Annotated in this window: 9 protein-coding genes; 7 read left to right on the forward strand and 2 right to left on the reverse strand. The window is 66.6% G+C overall.

Features of this window, described 5'->3' with window-relative positions:
* Positions 1 to 2 precede the first annotated feature (2 nt).
* Entirely contained in the window at positions 3 to 740 is a 738-nt protein-coding gene (locus C7C57_RS02265; RefSeq protein WP_187977423.1) for a hypothetical protein, read from the reverse strand.
* 279 nt (positions 741 to 1,019) lie between these two features.
* Between C7C57_RS02265 and C7C57_RS02270 the strand changes: the two genes are divergently transcribed.
* Positions 1,020 to 2,045 (forward strand): GNAT family N-acetyltransferase, encoded by a 1,026-nt coding sequence (locus C7C57_RS02270; protein ID WP_187977424.1) that lies wholly within the window; start codon positions 1,020 to 1,022, stop codon positions 2,043 to 2,045.
* 88 nt (positions 2,046 to 2,133) lie between these two features.
* Here C7C57_RS02270 and C7C57_RS02275 read toward each other — a convergent pair whose 3' ends face one another.
* Positions 2,134 to 4,029: an acyltransferase family protein gene (locus C7C57_RS02275; protein ID WP_187977425.1), complete on the reverse strand. Its 1,896-nt coding sequence runs from the start codon at positions 4,027 to 4,029 to the stop codon at positions 2,134 to 2,136.
* Between the two features lie 73 nt (positions 4,030 to 4,102).
* Here C7C57_RS02275 and C7C57_RS02280 point away from each other — a divergent pair, with 73 nt between their 5' ends.
* The 6 genes from C7C57_RS02280 (at position 4,103) to C7C57_RS02305 (ending at position 17,547) form a co-directional block, all read left to right on the forward strand.
* Complete coding sequence (locus C7C57_RS02280) at positions 4,103 to 5,035, forward strand: tRNA pseudouridine(38-40) synthase TruA (protein WP_255505751.1); 933 nt, start codon at positions 4,103 to 4,105, stop codon at positions 5,033 to 5,035.
* 185 nt (positions 5,036 to 5,220) lie between these two features.
* The gene (gene rplM, locus C7C57_RS02285; RefSeq protein WP_030148022.1) at positions 5,221 to 5,667 is read left to right on the forward strand and encodes a 50S ribosomal protein L13; all 447 of its coding nucleotides are present in this window, start codon (positions 5,221 to 5,223) and stop codon (positions 5,665 to 5,667) included.
* A 29-nt stretch (positions 5,668 to 5,696) separates the two neighbouring features.
* Entirely contained in the window at positions 5,697 to 6,179 is a 483-nt protein-coding gene (rpsI, locus tag C7C57_RS02290; RefSeq protein ID WP_081863944.1) for a 30S ribosomal protein S9, read from the forward strand.
* 16 nt (positions 6,180 to 6,195) lie between these two features.
* Positions 6,196 to 7,560 carry a phosphoglucosamine mutase gene (glmM, locus tag C7C57_RS02295; RefSeq protein ID WP_187977426.1) on the forward strand — a complete coding sequence of 455 codons (1,365 nt, stop codon included), beginning with the start codon at positions 6,196 to 6,198 and terminating at the stop codon, positions 7,558 to 7,560.
* Positions 7,561 to 7,759: 199 nt separating this feature from the next.
* A complete protein-coding gene (locus C7C57_RS02300; protein ID WP_187977427.1) occupies positions 7,760 to 12,757 on the forward strand; it encodes a glycosyl hydrolase in 4,998 nt (1,665 codons plus the stop codon).
* A gap of 212 nt (positions 12,758 to 12,969) precedes the next feature.
* Positions 12,970 to 17,547 carry a glycosyl hydrolase gene (locus C7C57_RS02305; RefSeq protein ID WP_187977428.1) on the forward strand — a complete coding sequence of 1,526 codons (4,578 nt, stop codon included), beginning with the start codon at positions 12,970 to 12,972 and terminating at the stop codon, positions 17,545 to 17,547.
* Positions 17,548 to 17,553 lie beyond the last annotated feature (6 nt).

A 17,553-nucleotide genomic window follows, 5' to 3' on the forward strand; every position in this document is an offset into this window, starting at 1 on the left:
CGCTACTTGAGGGTGAGGGAGTCCATCATCTTGGTGAAGTCGGCCTCGGGCGCTCCGATCGTGGTCAGCAGGAACATTCGTCCCTCGTCGAAGAAGATGATCGAGTGGGCCGGGTAGTCGTTGCCGTTGAGCGGAACCTTGGCTTCGCTGCGGATGGCACGGGTTCCCTGATAGTCGACCAGATCGCTGCTGACCACGGTTCCCGACTGCGACTGCACCATCCCGTTCAGCGCGCCCTGTAGCCGATCCTCAAGCTCGGCGGCGGGGAAGGGGCCGGGGAGCTGGGCTACCTGAACCATATAGGCGCTATCGGTACCGTTCTCCTTCATGTACGTGGTGGTGGGAACGCTGATATCGCCGGCGGGAACGTCGAGGGTCTGCGACTGAGGCATGCCGGGGAACTGAACGGTAAACCCGTCCTTAGCGGAGGTGTAATCCTCCCAATCTGTGCCCGTGAGGACCTTCTCGGAGGCGGTGCGGGCGGTCTGCTCGGCACTGGGGGAGAAGACCTGCATGGCGACATAGCGCACACCAAATCCGATTCCGACGGCGAGGATGAGGGTGCCCACACTCACCAACACGCGCCGGCCCGTGCGTTTGGGCTTGGGCTCCTGTGTGGGGGCGCCCTGAGGTTGTGTGCCGGTGGCATAGGCCTGGGGAGGCTGCGGGGTTCCTGCGGCGGCAAAGGTCTGCTGGGGCTCCGAGGAGGGTGCGGCGGGTGTGTTATCAGGATTCTGCATTGGTAGCGTACTGTTTTCTGTTTTGCGCGCGGTTCACCGCGCATACCGCGGCGATCCATTCGCTGGTCGGCGTGTTCGGATCGCACCGGTGAAACAGTTGTTCCCACATACTGCAGGCCCCTGTGGATGCGTGTCCCCCCAACACGGGTCGAAATAATCGACGTGGCGAAAGCCTAACACGTGGGTTCCGGCCCACCGGGCCGCGCGATTCCGGCCGCAGCTGAAATGCGCCGTGGAAGGGGCCTAGAAAATCCCCGGGGCCGAGCGTAGCCTGAAGGCATGAGCTCACAGCCGAGTTTGCGTGACCGCCTGGCGGAGCGCCCCGCAGTACCGGTGCCGAATCACCCGGACGTGGTGACCTGGCGCGCGGCCGGACCCGAGGATATCGACGCAATCTGGCGGCTCCAGCGGGCCGCCGACGAGATCGATAGTCCCGAACGACTGAGCCCACGCTCGGCGATCACCGAGACGTTTGAAACCTCGAACGTCGACCCGACCCGGGACACCCTGGTGGGCCTGGCCGAGAACGGCGAGTACGTGGCCCATGCGCTGTGCGTGGTCGCCGGCGGGCATGCGACGCGGGTGCAGTCATATCTGTTTGGGGCCGTGCATCCGCTCTGGCGGGGGCGCGGGATCGGCGGCGAGGTGCTGGCCTGGCAGCTGGCGCGCTCGGCCGAGCAGCTGGCCGAATACGACCTCGGTCTCCCCGGCTGGAGCATGCTCTACGCGGATGCGCACAACCCGGCGCTGCAGGCGCTGGCACGCACCCACGGACTCGTGCCGGAGCGCTACTACCAGGAGATGCGGCATCCGCTGGGCGCGCCGGTCACCCCGCTGGCCCCGCCCGAGGGGGTGCGGATCGTCAACTGTACCGAGGAGTACTACGACCGCACCCGGATCGCCCGCAACGATGCCTTCCGCGATAACTGGGGATCCCAGCCCAACACCAAGGAGCGCTGGAACCGTCTGGTTCGCGGCGGCCACTTCCGCGGAGATCTGTCGTTTGTGGCCCTGGCCAACGATGCTGGAGGCAAACAGGAACGGGTGGTGGGCTTCGCGCTGAGCACGGTGACCGAACCGGCCGAGGACGCGCTGATCGAGCTGGTCGGCGTGATTCGCGACTGGCGCGGGCGTCGGCTGGCCCCCGCGCTGCTCACCCACCTGCTGAACGCCGGGGTCGAGGGGGATCTGCCGTCGGTGATCCTCGAGGTAGACTCGGCCAGCCCCACCGGTGCCAACACCCTGTATGCGGGGCTGGGGTTTGCCAGCGTCGGGGAGACCACGGTCTTTATCCGGGAGTACTAGACGGGATCGGGCCGGATCGATCGCTGGTCAGCGACGGCGGGCCGGAACGCATCGACTCGGAAGACGGAGGGCGAGACCGGCCGCGGGGCTAGGGGTGGGCGGGCTCGTGGCGTCGGTAGGACGGAGCCTCGGGCGGACCATCGGATTTCGCCAGGTTCTGGAGGGTGGTGTGCAGGGTCGCCGCGTAGAGGGCTCCGCCGCGGCTGCCCGGATGGATGCGGTCGGAAGCGAGGAGGTCACCCGCCTGGGGATCGATCGCCGTCGCCCAGTCACAGAGCCCCACCCGGGGGTGCCCGGCCACGTAGTCGGCGAGGGTCTGATTGACCCCGGCGATCCACGGTCGCGGAGCATAGGCGTTCACCAGGACCAGGTGACGGCTGGGCCCCACGATTCCGGCGAGTCGATCCAGCTGGGGACCACTGATCGTGGCGTTGGTGCCGAGTCCCACCACCACAACCGGGCGGAGGAGACCGGCCGAGGCCTGCTCCTGAATCAGATCCAGGCCCGCATTCATGTTGCGCGAGACCGCCGCATCCACGGCGATGCCCGGGAACGCCTCCTGCAGGGAGGGTGCCGCCGCGAGCATCACCGAGTCGCCGATCGCGCTCATCTCGGAGCCGTCGGCCAGCCCCTCGGGGGTGAGCGTGGGCTTCGGGGCGATCGGGCCCGGATAGCCGGACTTGAGGCTCTGCGCCCCCTCCTCGATCAGCTGCTGGGCGCTGCCCTGGGTCGGGGCAAACACCAGACCGGACACCCCCACACCGGCGGCCAGGGCGGCGATAGTGACCAGCGAGGCCATCACGATCCGCGGCTTGGGGAATCGCCAGATGCGGGCGTGCAGCGCGCGCAGGTAGGGAAGGAAGCCCAGCTTACGAATCGGGTTCTCGACAAAGCGGTAGGAGAGAATCGCGAGGACCACCGTGAGCGCGATGGCAACCAGCGCGAGCAGCGGTGAGGGCGCACCGGTGGTGGCCTGTCCTGGGAAGGCGGCGATCAGTAGGACCAGCAGCGGCCAGTGCCAGAGGTAGAGTCCGTAGGAGCGGGCACCGATATAGCGCAGGGGCGCCATATCCAGCACCCGGGACCAGATGCCGCCGGAGATGGCCGACCACACCAGCAGCACGGCGAGAACCGACACCATCGGCAGGCCCCAGCGGAAGGTCGCGTGACCGCTCTCCCGCAGTCCCCAGACGGCAATGGCGATCGCGGACAGGGCGATCATGCCCACCAGGTCACGCTGCCAACTCGAACGCTCCATCCGCCGAAGAGCGTCCAGGGGTGCACGAGACTGGGCCACCAGGGCCGCCGCGAGGGTGGCCCCGATCAGCAGGCCGAAGCTGTGGCTGTCGGTGCCGTAGTAGATCCGGGTGACGTTTGCGCCCATCGCGGTCAGGGCCCACATCCAGCCCATCCCGGCGAGAGTGCCCGCGGCCAGCAGGCCCACGCGCAGCCAGGGCCGACGAATCAGCAGCAGCGCCAGCAGCAGAATTGGCCAGATCAGATAGAACTGTTCCTCGACCGAGAGCGACCAGAGATTCCGCAGCAGCTCGGGGGTCGTGGTGTCGAAGTAGCCGTTTCCGGTGGCCAGGGCGACCCAGTTATAGGAAAACGTGGCCGCGCCGAGGACCTGCGTGCGCAAACCCACCAGCAGATCACCGTGGATCAGGGGAGCGAGCGCGGTGGCGGTTCCCACCACCAGGACCAGCGCGGGCAGGAGCCGGCGCGCACGCCGCAGCCAGAAGCGACCCAGCCGAATCCGTCCGGTGCCGGCATGCTCGCGCAGCAGCAGACTGGTGATCAGGAAACCACTGATCACGAAGAACATGTCCACCCCGATAAACCCGCCGGGGGCCAGGGCCGGGGCCGCGTGATACACGATCACCAGGATCACGGCGATGGCCCGCAGGCCGTCGAGTCCGGGCAGGTGAAAACGTCCGGCCGCCGTGGCGGTGGGGGTGGGGCTGAGGGTGGGTGCGCTGCTCATATCTCCTTCCAGAGTAGACAGGTCCCTCCGACAGGGCCGAATCGGTCGCGCATTTGGCCGGTAAACTCGCAGGGTGACATCTCAAGACTCCACCTCCGTGCCCGCCGAGTCCACCCGCATCCGGCTGGACCTGGGCTATGACGGCACCGACTTTGCCGGCTGGGCCAAGCAGCCCGGCCTGCGCACGGTGCAGGAGGTCCTCGAATCGGCGGCCCACCAGACCTTCGGCTATCAGGGGGACCCGATTCGTCTGACGGTGGCCGGCCGCACCGATGCCGGCGTGCACGCCGAGGCACAGGTGGCCCACCTGGATCTCACCCCGGAGCGAGTCGAGCGGATGCGCCGCGCGCGTACCTCCGATGGCAACCCCGAACCCGATGTGGCGCACGCCCTGCTGCGCCGGATTAACGGGGTTCTGGGCCTGCATTCCGATGTCTGGCTGCACTCGGCACGCGTGGTCGACGCCGGATTCAACGCCCGATTCTCGGCCCTCTCGCGCAGCTATCGCTACCGGATCGCCGATGCTCAGGCCTGGAAGGACCCGCTCTCGCGGCGCACCACCCTCTGGTACCCGCGCCCGCTGAGCCTCGAGGTCCTGGATCGGACGGCCGCGAGCCTGGTGGGTCTGCACGACTTTGCCGGATTCTGCCGTCCCCGGGTCGGGGCCACCACGATCCGCAACCTCACCGATTTCCGCTGGCGTCGGGATACCGACGGCGTGCTGATCGCCGAGCTCTCCGCCGATGCGTTCTGTCACTCGATGGTGCGCTCACTGGTGGGGGTGTGTATCGCGATGAGTGTGGAGTCGCTGCCCGCCGACGCGATCGCCGGACTGTTGCAGGCGACCAAGCGTGGGCACAGCAACGGCTTCGCCACCGCCCCCGCGCACGGCCTGAGCCTCACCAACGTCGAGTACCCCGAGGATTCGCTGCTCGCGGCCCGGGCCGAGCTCACCCGGCAACGCCGCGAATCGACCACCCCGATGCCCGGAGAGCCCGGATACTAGCGTTCGGCATGTGCGCTCGGTTTGACCCGGCCCATACTCTCGCGTAAGCTCGACTATTGGTGTGTGTTCCCGTCATGGGACGCGCGCCCGAAGTTGAGCCCTCCACCTTGTGTGTTCCCGCTCGGGAACACCGCACGGAGTGGGATTCACGAACATCCAACTTACGACGAGAAAGCAGCACTATCGTGACGCGCACTTACTCCCCGAAGGCCAGTGAAATCCAGCGTGACTGGGTCATCATTGACGCCAACGACATCGTTCTGGGCCGCCTGGCCAGCCACGCAGCAAGCATCCTGCGCGGCAAGAACAAGGCAACCTTCACCCCCCACCTGGACATGGGTGACTTTGTCATCATCATCAACGCCGACAAGGTAGCCCTGACCGGCCAGAAGGCCGCTCAGAAGCGCGCCTACCGTCACTCGGGCTTCCCGGGTGGACTCAAGTCGGTCGGCTACGCCGAGCTGCTCGAGAAGAACCCGGTTCGCGCCGTGGAGAAGGCCATCCGTGGCATGCTCCCCAAGACCAGCCTGGGCCGTGCCCAGCTGCGCAAGCTGAAGGTCTACGAGGGTGCCGAGCACCCCCACGCCGCACAGCAGCCCAAGCCGTACACCCTCACCCAGGTCGCGCAGTAAGCGCCGAGTCAGACTTAAAGGACATAAACGTGGCGAACATCGCAGAAACCACCGAGCAGGCTCCGGAGAGCTACTCGACCGAAACCCCCGCCGCCGAGGCTGTTAAGCCGGCGCGCGTTGTCTCCGTTCCCGGCGCAGCCGTGGGTCGTCGCAAGCAGGCCATCGCCCGCGTGCGCATCGTCCCGGGTACCGGTGTTATCACCGTCAACGGTCGCGAACTGGCTGACTACTTCCCCAACAAGCTGCACCAGCAGCTGATCAACGACCCCTTCACCGTCCTGGAGCTGAACGGCTCCTACGACGTGATCGCCCGTATCTCGGGTGGTGGCCCCTCGGGTCAGGCCGGTGCACTGCGTCTGGGCATCGCCCGTTCGCTGAACCAGGTTGACGAAGAGAACAACCGCGCCACCCTGAAGAAGGCCGGCTTCCTGACCCGCGATGCTCGCATCAAGGAGCGCAAGAAGGCTGGACTCAAGAAGGCACGTAAGGCTTCGCAGTTCTCGAAGCGCTAAGCGCCCGAATCCCCTTATGGCTGGCCTGTTTGGAACAGACGGCGTTCGCGGCCTCGCGAACGGCCTGTTGACGGCAGACCTGGCCCTCGGCCTCGCTCAAGCTACCGCATCGGTGCTTGGGCGGGGCCGTAGTGCTGAGGTCCGTCAAGCCGCCGGAAAACGTCCGGTGGCAGTCCTTGCGCGTGACCCGCGTGTGTCCGGGGAGTTCCTCGGTGCCGCGGTGGCGGCGGGACTCGCCTCCAGTGGCGTGGATGTGCTGGATGCGGGAGTGATTCCCACCCCCGCCGCCGCCTTCCTGATCGGAAACATCGACGCCGACTTCGGCGTGATGATCTCCGCCTCCCACAACCCCGCCCCGGATAACGGGATCAAGATTTTCGCGCGCGGTGGCACCAAGCTGCCCGACGAGGTCGAGGAGCGGATCGAGGCGGCACTCGCCTCGGAGCACCTGCTGCCCACCGGTGGAAACGTTGGTCGGATTAGTCGCTTCGCCGACGCCGAGGACCGGTATGTGATGCACCTGCTGCAGTCGCTGCCGAACCGCCTGGACGGGATCCACGTGGTCCTGGACTGCGCCCACGGTGCGGCCGCCGGTGTGTCTCCGGAGACCTTCCGCGATGCGGGGGCCACCGTGACCATCATCGGTAACGACCCCGACGGCGTGAACATCAACGACGGCGTGGGCTCGACCCACCTCGACGTGCTGCAGCGCGCGGTACTGGAACACGGCGCCGACGTGGGCATCGCCCACGATGGTGACGCCGACCGGTGCCTCGCCGTGGACGCCGCCGGCAACATCATCGACGGCGACCAGATCATGGCGATTCTCGCCGTGGCGCTCAAGGAGCGCGGGCTGCTGACCAAGGACACCCTGGTGGCCACGGTCATGAGCAACCTGGGCCTGAAGATCGCGATGGCCGAGCACGGCATCACCGTTCTGGAGACCAAGGTGGGCGACCGCTACGTGCTCGAGGCGATGAACGAGGGCGGCTATGCCCTCGGTGGCGAGCAGTCCGGCCACGTCATCATGAGCGAGCATGCGACCACCGGTGACGGCATCCTGACCGGCCTGCAACTGCTGGGCGAGATGGCGCGCACCGGCAAGAGCATCGCCGAGCTGGCCTCGGTCATGACCGTGTATCCGCAGATTCTGGTCAACGTCTCCGGCGTAGACCGGGACCGCCTGGGTAGCGATGATGTCCTCGCCGAGGCCGTCATCGCGGCCGAGGCCGAGCTGGGTGACACCGGCCGGGTGCTGCTGCGTCCCAGTGGGACCGAGCCGCTCGTGCGCGTGATGGTGGAGGCTGCCGATCAGCACACCGCCGACACGCTGGCGCACCGCCTCGCGGATATTGTTCGTGAACGGTTGGCCATCGCTTAGTCGTCTCCCACGCAGACCCCCGTTTCCGCATGGAAACGGGGGTTTTGTGTTTCTATGTGGGGGCTATGTCCACACAAAGGGGGACATTTCAGGACGGCTGTAATTGAAATATCGCCTGGTCAGAAGTAATTTTTCGGACACATTGGTGCGCTACTCTATCGGTGCGAAGCCTCTTCGCCATGACCCTAGAGGAGCCTCAGTGAAACTCTCTCCCTCAGCGGTGCGCGCACTGGGCCTCGGCCTGGTGCCGACGCTCACGCTGGCCGGTGTGCTGATCGCCAGCCCCGCGCTTGCCGCCCCCGCGCCGAGTCCCGCGCCGCCGGCGCCGCTCGCACGGATTCAGGCCGACACCCCCGCCCCGCCGGCCGATGGTATTCGGGTGGGCAGCGGCTCGGTGGCCGCCACGCCCCCGCCCGAGGTGGGTCAGGGGGTGCAGGACACCCTGCACCAAAAGCTCTGGATCGATAAGTCGCTGGACGGCACCCCGATCCCCACCAACGCCTGGTGGACCGACCTGGTGATCTCGAAGTACTCGGGGGATCTCTGGGCCAACCCGCTGGTGGTCTCCAACAGCGCCGATGGTGCGCTGGTGAGCTCCCCGCGCAGCTGGAATAAGGACGGCACCACGATGCAGCTCGGCGAGGGCGTGCGCGTGGGCGGACGGGTCGCCCCGCAGCCCGACCCCAGTGACACCGTGCTGGCGGACTTCGAGAACGGACTGCCGCAGGGATGGACCGCCACCGGTTCGGCCTTCGCCGGCACATCCACGGGCACCGGCAAGGGACAGAGCGCCGTGTCCGGCTGGCTGGGCAAGGGCTTCCTGAATAGCTTCACCGATGCCGACGGCGACGGGGCAACCGGGGAGGTGCGTTCGGGTGACTTCACGATCGACCGCAACGCCCTGGTCGCCAAGATCGGCGGCGGCAACCACCCCGGCAAGACCGAGCTGCGCGTGGTGGTGGATGACCAGACCGTGGCTTCGGTCACCGGCGACAACAGCGAGAACCTCGCCTGGAAGTCCCTGGATCTGACCCCCTGGGCGGGCCAGACCGCCCACCTGGAAATCGTGGATGAGCTGACCGCCGGCTGGGCGCACATCATGGTGGACCAGATCATGCTCACCAATAAGACCGATGGGCTCGATGACCGGTTCGGATCGGCGTTCAAGGCCGACGATGCGGTGGCCACCGGCTGGGGCGACTGGAACGTGAACTGGCGGCTGGAAAACGCCCAGGGCCCCGCTCACATCAACGTGAGCGCCGCCCGCGGCGTGCCCTACACCTGGTTCCAGTTTGACCACGTGACCCCGCAGCTGAGCGTGGCCAAGGATGCCAAGTTTGTGGATGCCGACGGAAACGACCTGAGCTTCCCGGTCACCACCGACCGCTTCGAGATCATCCAGAACGGTGCCAAGTTCGGTGTGCACGCCCCGGCGAAGACCACCTTCGACCGGGTGGGCGACCAGATTCTGGCGAGTGAGGGCGTGGACCACCTGGTGATCAGCGCGGTGCCCGATAACGGGTTTGACCTCAATACCCTGCAGAAGTACGCCTTCGCCCGGGTCACCGGATCCAAGATGACCTATGTCAACAACACCCAGACCGGCATGATCGAGCAGAACTGGGCGCTCACCATCGAGCCGCTCGAGGGCACGGGGACCGATACCATTCAGGGCTGGCTCCCGCACCAGTATCGCGAGGCCGACCGGTTCGACCCCAAGCTGACCGGCACCACCTACGCCACCCCGCGCGGGGAGATGCGCACCAGCATCGGTCACGATAACTGGACCATGGCCTATGCCTTCGACGGGATGACTCCGGTCGCCGGCACCCCCGAATCCCTGCCGGATGCTCCCAAGGGCACCGACTACTCCCACGACGTCATGGCTAAGTTCCTCAGCGACTATGCCGCCAAAACCACCTACGGTAATGACACCTACTGGGGTGGTAAGGACCTGATCCAGCTGGGTGAGTACATGCTCGCCGCCAAGCAGCTGGGCGAAACCGACTCGTATAACAAGCTCAAGTCCACGCTGCGCACGGCGATGACCGACTGGTTCACCTATACCAAGGGCGAATCCAGCCACTTCTTCGCTCGCTATGACAGCTGGAAGGCCCTGATCGGATTCAGCGAGTCCTACGGATCCTCGCAGTTCACCGACAACCACTTCCACTACGGCTACTTCACCGCCGCGGCGGCGATGCTGGCGATCGAGGATCCCGAGTGGGCCAAGGGCTACGGCGGGGTTGCAACCCTGGTGGCCCAGCAGTACGGCAACTGGGACCGCACGTCCAAGGACTACCCGTACCTGCGTACCTTCGACACCTGGAGCGGCCACTCCTACGCCGGCGGATTCTCCTCCCCGGGCGGCAACAACCAGGAGTCCAGCTCCGAGGCGATCCAGTCCTGGGCGGGCCTCTACCTGCTGGGCGTGGCCCTGGGTAACACGCAGATGCGTGACGCCGGGGCGATGGGCTATGTGACCGAGCGCGCCTCGGTGCGCGAGTACTGGCTCAACGTGGGCGGCGCGCTGCCGGCCTCCTACAATCACTCGACCACCGGCATCCTCTTCGACAGCGGCCAGGCGTTTGCCACCTACTTCTCCGGGGATCCCGCCTGGATCTACGGTATCCAGTGGATGCCCACCGCGCCGTGGATGAACTACCTGGGTTGGGACCGCAAGGCCGCGACCAAGCAGCTTGATGACATGTTTGCCCTGCGCCCCGACAACCTGGGCGGTGAGGGGGTGCGCGCCGGCAATAAGGCGGGCATCCAAACCTTCGCCAAGGAGTGGTGGGGAATCGGGACCTACGGGGATATCAAGATCACCGAGGACCGCAAGTCGGCGATCGAGGTGCTCAAGAACATCGTCCGCGATAGCGAGAAGAATAACCCGGGCTATACAACCCGGAAGGTCCCCGAGAACCCGCTGTACAACGCGGACACCGATTCGCTGATCATCTCGATCGCCAAGGACGGCAGTGTTGTCTTCCCGGACCAGTACTGGACCCCGGACACCCTGCCCGCCTCGCTCATCCCCACCAAGTATGACGGCGCGATGGTGGATGGTGACCCGGCAAACTGGTCGCCGGCCAGCCCGCTGCTGCCCTATTTCTCGGTGAACTACACCCCCAACCTCGACGTGATCAACTCGCTGTACGGGATCAAGATCGACGGGTACACCCCGGGCCGGGACACCGCCGCCGCGGCGCGCGTGATCTCGGGCATGGGCGACGCCCTCGGTCAGGTGGTGCTGGGCGAGATGGCCCAGTCGCACCCGGACATCTACGCCGACATCTTTGGCGAACTGACCCGGATGAAGGACCCGATGATCTCGGCCGTGTCGATGGCCGGCATGGTTTACTACAACGCGATGGCCAACCGCGGGCTCGGGGTGGAAACCCGGGACCGTCGGGTGGGTGCCGACCTCGCCCAGGTGTATAAGAACGACGCCGGCGAGTACAGCTATGTTGTGAACAACATCACCGACCAGCAGCAGCGCTACCCGGTGTATCAGGGGGCCGAGCGCATCGGTTGGATCGATGTGCCCGCCCACACCCAGGTCACCCACCACCTGGACTCGCACCTGGCGAAGATCACGCTGAGTGCGACCCCGGATGCCACCACGATCACGCCCGGTTCGGCCCTGGCGCTGACCGCGACCGGAACCGACCAGTACGGTGCCACCGTGGATATTCCGAATCTGGAATGGAGCGTGGACCGCGGTGGCAAGATCGGTGCGGACGGCGTCTTCTACGCCGATTCCAAGACCGATAAGGCCACCATCACCGCCACCTCCGGCGACATTACCGCGACCCGCAGCGTGCGGGTGGGGGATGCGCCGGTGCTCACCTCGGTGGCAATCACCCCCGGCCCCGTGCGGATAGCTCCCAACTCCCCGGTGACCTTCGCCGCCGCCGGCGTGGACCAGTACGGTGATCCGTTTGTCCTGCCCGGTGCGGTGACCTGGAGTACCACCGCGACCGGCGCGATCACCGCCGACGGCGTGCTCACCGCCACGGCCCCGGGATCGGGACTGGTGCGCGCGAGCGTGACCACCGCGGCCGGGGAGGTGCGCGGATCCACCGTGGTCGCCGTGAGCGACCCGAGCGTGAACGTGGCGCTCGGCGCCACCGTGAGCGCGACCTCGGAGGACGGACCCAACCTGGCCAAGTACGCGGTGGACGGCGATCCCGGAACCCGCTGGGACAGCGTCCACGGGAGCGACGACCAGTCGATCACCCTGGACCTCGGCGCCAACTATGACCTCTCCGGTGCCCACATCGTCTGGGAGGCCGCGGCCGCCGCGAGCTACCAGATCGAGACGGCCACCAGCGAGAAGGGACCGTTCACCCCGGTTCTCACCGTGGCCAAGAACAACGCCGATCCCGATTCGCTGACCCTGAACACCACCGCCCGCTACGTCCGCATGCACGGACTCAAGCGCCTGGGCGACTACGGATACTCGATCTATGAGTTCCAGGTGTTTGGAACCCGGTCGGTGGATGCGATCACCCCCACCGCGCAGTACCTGCTGCCGGAAACCGCAACCATCGCCTCCGGGGCGCGGGTGCCGCTGAGCGCCTTCGCCTACGATGCGACCGGCGCCGGCGGGCAGGTGACCGATACGCTGCCGACCCTGAGCGGACCGGGCTCGATCGAACGGGATAAGAAGGGGAACCCGGTGTATGTGGCCGGGGATGCCGGTACCGCGACCATCACGCTGACCCGGGGCGGGCTGACCTCCACCGCGACCATCACGGTCGCCGGTCAGGATGCCCCCACCGGCCCGGTGACCGAGCTCTCGCGGAACCACCCGGTCACCGTGTCGAGCACCGAGGACGGCCCCTGGGATGCCAAGCATGCGGTGGATGATGATCCCGGGTCGCGCTGGTCCAGCGGCTGGTCCGAGGGACAGTGGATCGTGGTGGATCTGGGGGCCGTGCACACCCTGGATCGGGCCGAACTGGTCTGGGAGCGTGCCTTCGCCCAGGAGTTCGAGATCCAGACGGCCACGACCCCGGACGGTCCCTGGACCACGGTCGCCCACCCGACCGACGGCGCCGAAGGGGGACAAAAGATTTCCCTCACCGGTGCCTCGGGTCGCTACGTCAAGATCCTCTCGATCAAGCGTGGAACCGGCTACGGGATCTCGCTCTACGATCTGAAGATCTTCGGAAGCGGGCCGGCAAGCTAGGCAAAAATCCGGCACACTCGGGCGCTCCCAGGGGGGAGAAATTCTCTCCCCCCGGGAGCGCCCCTTTTTGTTCCCGGGTCCACGGTTTGGGGGACATTTGAGGACGGCTGTTTTGCTTACATTGTGCCTGATCCGAGGGACTTTACGTGCCCCAAATGGGTCGCTAAGCTGGCTGCGCGATCCCCCTCGCCACCGACTTTGAGGAGTCCTTTGTGAAACTCTCCCGACCGCCGGTTCGCCGGTTGAGCCTGGGTGTCATCCCACTAGTGATATTTACCGGGGGGATCATCGCATCCCCCGCCATCGCGGCCCCCGAGGGAAAGCCCGGCAGTGCTGCCGGCGCACTCCCGCGGATCGCCGCGGCGGCTCCCGCACCGCGGGCCGACGGCATTCCCGTCGGCTCGGGATCGATCGCCGCCGCACCGCCGGCGTCGCTCGGTCAGGACGTGCAAAACACCCTGAACCAGAAGATCTGGATCGATCAGTCGCTCACCGGAACCCCGGTACCCACCAACAGCTGGTGGAGCGACCTGGTGGTCTCGACCTACTCGGGCGACCTCTGGGCCGACCCGCTGGTCCTCTCCAACAGCGCCGAGGGAACCCTCGTGCGCGATCCGCGCAAGTGGAACGCCGACGGAACCGCAATGGTGCTCGCCGACGGCGTCCGCGTGGGCGGTCAGGTTGCCCCGCAGCCCGACGCCAGCGACCGCGTACTCGCGGACTTTGAGGACGGTCTGCCCGCGGGCTGGACCGCAACCGGAACCGCGTTCGACAGGGTCTCCACCGGCACCTCGCCGGGGCAGAGCCCGGTCAGCGGCTGGCTCGGCAAGGGCTTCCTGAACAGCTTCACCGCCGAGCAGGGTGACGGTGCCACCGGGAGCCTGCGCTCCCCAGACTTCACCATCGACCGTAACGCCCTGGTTGCCAAGATCGGCGGCGGAAACCACCCGGGACTCACCGAGCTGCGCGTCGTGGTGAACGGACAGAGCGTCGCCACCGCCACCGGGGAGGACAGCGAAACCCTCACCTGGAAGACCCTGGACCTCACCCCGTGGGTGGGCCAGAACGCCCACATCGAGATCGTCGATGAGCTCACCGCGGGCTGGGCACACCTACTCGTGGACCACGTGATGCTCACCAATAAGCCCGATGGGCTGGATGACCGCTTTGGCACCGCGTTCCGCGCGGCCAACGCCGTGGCCACCGGCTGGGGCGACTGGAACGTGGACTGGCGGCTCGACCCCGCCGCGGGTCCGTCGAACATCGCCGTGAGCGCGGCGCGTGGCGTGCCCTACACCTGGTTCCGCTTTAACCAGGTGACCCCCGAACTCACCGTCGGGGAGAATGCGACCTTCACCAAGGCCAATGGGGATGCGCTGACCTTCCCGGTCACCACCGACCGCCTGATCATCCGCCAGGGTGACTCGAAGATCGGCGTGCACGCCCCCGAGGACACCACCTTCGAGCGCTCGGGCAACCGCCTGATCGCCAGCGTGGGGACCGGCTACCTGGTGCTCAGCGCGCTGCCGGATTCGGGCTTCGACCTGAACACCCTGCACCGCTACGCGTTCGCCCGGGTGACCGGCACCACCATGTCGTATCAGAACCACACCGACTCGGGCGAGGTGCGCCAGGACTGGGCGCTGACCACCGAGCCGCTGCAGGGGACCGAAACCTCGACCATCCAGGGATGGCTTCCGCACCAGTACCGCGAGGCCAAGCGCTTCGAGCCCACGCTGACCGGAACCACCTATAAGACGCCGCGCGGCGAAATGCGCACCAGCATCGGCCGCGATGGCTGGAAGATGGCATATACCTTTGAGGGCATGACTCCGATCACCGGGGCACCCGAGTCGAAGCCCGGAGCACCCGCGGGCACCGACTACGAGCACGCGGTGATGGCCAAGTTCCTGCGCGACTACGCCGCCAAGACCACCTATGGCAACGACACCTACTGGGGCGGCAAGGACGTCATCCAGCTGGGTGAGTACATGCTGGTGGCCAAGCAGCTCGGCGAAACCGAGTCCTATGAGGCGCTGCGCTCGACCCTGCGCACCGCACTGAGCGACTGGTTTACCTACACCGAGGGGGAGGAGAGCCGCTTCTTCGCCCGCTATGACACCTGGAAGGCGCTGGTGGGCTTTAGCGAGTCCTACGGATCCTCGCAGTTCACCGACAACCACTTCCACTACGGCTACTTCACCGCCGCCGCGGCGATGCTCGCGATGGAGGATCCCGAGTGGGCCGCCGGCTATGGCGATGTCGCGACCCTGGTGGCCCAGCAGTATGGCAACTGGGACCGCAGCAGCCAGGACTACCCGTACCTGCGCACCTTCGACACCTGGAGCGGATTCTCCTATGCGGGCGGATTCTCCTCCCCGGGTGGAAACAACCAGGAGTCCAGCTCCGAGGCGATCCAGTCCTGGGCGGGCCTCTACCTGCTCGGCGTGGCCCTGGGAAACCAGGAAATGCGCGACACCGGCGCAATGGGTTACGTCACCGAGCGTGCGGCGATCCGCGAGTACTGGCTGAACACCGGGGGCGTGTTCCCCGAGCAGTACAAGCACTCCACCTCGGGCATCGTGTTTGACAGCGGCCAGGCCTTTGCTACGTACTTCTCGGGCGACCCCGCCTGGATCTACGGTATTCAGTGGCTGCCCACCGCGCCGTGGCTGAACTACCTCGGCTGGGACCGGACCGCGGCCACCAAGCTGCTGGATGACATGTTTGCGCTGCGCCCCGATAACATCGGCGGCGAGGGCACCAGGGCCGGCAATAAGGCCGGGATCCAGACCTTCGCCAAGCAGTGGTGGGGGATCGGGACCTACGGCGATATTCAGATCACCGAGGACCGTGAATCCGCGGTCAACGTGCTCAAGAACATCGTCCGGGATAGCGAAAAGCACAACCCCGGCTACACGACCCGGAAGGTTGCGGCGAACCCGCTGTTCGATCCGGCGACGAACTCGCTGCTGATCTCGGTGGACGCCAATGGCACCGTGGTGTTCCCGGACGAGCACTGGACCCCGGCAACCCTGCCGGCAAAGCTCATCCCGCACCAGTACACCGGCGCGATGGTGGATGCGGACCCGGCCACCTGGAACCCGGTCAGCCCGCTGCTGGCGTACTTCTCGACCGATTTCCAGGCAAACCAGGACGCGATCGATTCGCTCTACCGGATCAAGGTCGCCGGCTACACCCCGGGTCGTGACACCGCCGCCGCCACCGCCGTGATTTCGGGCATGGGTGACGCTCTCGGTCAGGTGGTGCTGGGTCAGATGGCACAGTCGCACCCCGAGATCTACGCGGACATCTTCGCCGAACTGCGCCGCACCAACGACCCGATGGTTTCGGCCGTCTCGATGGCCGGCATGGTCTACTACAACGCGATGGCCAACCGGAACCTCGGCATCGAGTCCCGCGATCACCGCGTCGGGGCAGACCTCGCCCAGGTGTACAAGAACCCGGACACCGGGGTGTACAGCTACGTGGTCACCAACCCCACCAACACCCAGCAGCGCTACCCCGCCTACAACGGGAACACCCGCATCGGCTGGATCGACGTGCCCGCCCACAGCCAGGTCACCCACCGTCTGGATGCCAAGCTCAAGCGGATCGAACTGGTTGCCACCCCGGATGCCACCACGATCACCCCCGGTTCCACGCTCGCACTGAGCGCGGTCGGGTATGACCAGTACGGGGCAACCGTAGATATTCCGAATCTGGAATGGAGTGCGAACCGCGGTGGAAACATCGGTTCCGACGGGGTCTTCCATGCGACCACCGCAACCGAGAAGGCGACCATCACGGCGACTTCGGGTTCGGTCAAGGCTACCCGCGATGTGCGGGTGGGCGAAGCTCCGGTGCTGACCTCGCTGCGGGTGACCCCGGGCCCGGTGCGGATCGCGCCGAACAGCCCGGTCACCTTCAGCGCCGACGGACTGGACCAGTACGGTGACGCGTTTGCCCTGGCCGATGCGGTGACCTGGACCACCACGGTTCCCGGATCCATCACCGCCGCCGGCGTGCTGACCGCAACCGCGACCGGTTCCGGTCTGGTGCGGGCCAGCGCCCAGAGTGGCGGCACGACACTCGCGGGTTCGGCGGTGGTCGCGGTGAGCGATCCGAGCATCGACATCGCTCGCGGCGTGAGTGTGAGCGCAACCTCGCAGGGGGCCGAACACGTGGCCGCCCACGTGGTGGATGGGAACCCGGCCACCCGCTGGGAGAGCACCCACGGGCTGGATGATCAGAGCATCACCCTGGACCTGGGTGAGAGCTACGACCTCTCCGGAGTGAAGATCACCTGGGAGGCCGCCGCGGCCGCCCGCTACCGACTGGAGATTGCCCAGAACGAGAACGGCCCGTTCGAGCCGCTCATCACGGTGGCCAAGTCCACCGCCGCCCCGGATGAGCTGACCCTCACCGGAACCGGACGCTACCTGCGCCTGCAGGGGATTGAGCGCCTGCTGCCCTACGGATACTCGATCCACAACTTCGAGGTATTCGGAACCCGTTCGGCTCAGGCGATCACGCCGAGCGCACTGTACCTGCTGCCGGAAACCTCGGTGGTGAGCACCGGACGCGAGATTCCGCTGACGGTGTTCGGGTACGACGCGGCCGGTGCCGGTGGTGCGCTGTCGGGCATCATCCCGACGCTGAGTGGACCGGGCGAGATCCGCACCGGTGCTCAGGGAACCCCGGTATTTGTGGCCCAGGGCCCGGGTGAGGCGACCATCACGGTCACCCACGCGGGCAAGACCGCGACCGCCACGGTTCTCGTGCGCTAGTCGGCG

The organism is Mycetocola sp. JXN-3, from assembly GCF_014522285.1.
GTDB classification, from domain to species: domain Bacteria; phylum Actinomycetota; class Actinomycetes; order Actinomycetales; family Microbacteriaceae; genus Mycetocola; species Mycetocola saprophilus.

Excerpts from the sequence above, each read along its gene's own strand:
- glmM (WP_187977426.1), top strand. The coding sequence starts at position 6,196 with ATGGCTGGCCTGTTTGGAACAGACGGCGTTCGCGGCCTCGCGAACGGC.
- C7C57_RS02265 (WP_187977423.1), bottom strand. The coding sequence starts at position 740 with ATGCAGAATCCTGATAACACACCCGCCGCACCCTCCTCGGAGCCCCAG.
- C7C57_RS02270 (WP_187977424.1), top strand. The coding sequence starts at position 1,020 with ATGAGCTCACAGCCGAGTTTGCGTGACCGCCTGGCGGAGCGCCCCGCA.
- C7C57_RS02275 (WP_187977425.1), bottom strand. The coding sequence starts at position 4,029 with ATGAGCAGCGCACCCACCCTCAGCCCCACCCCCACCGCCACGGCGGCC.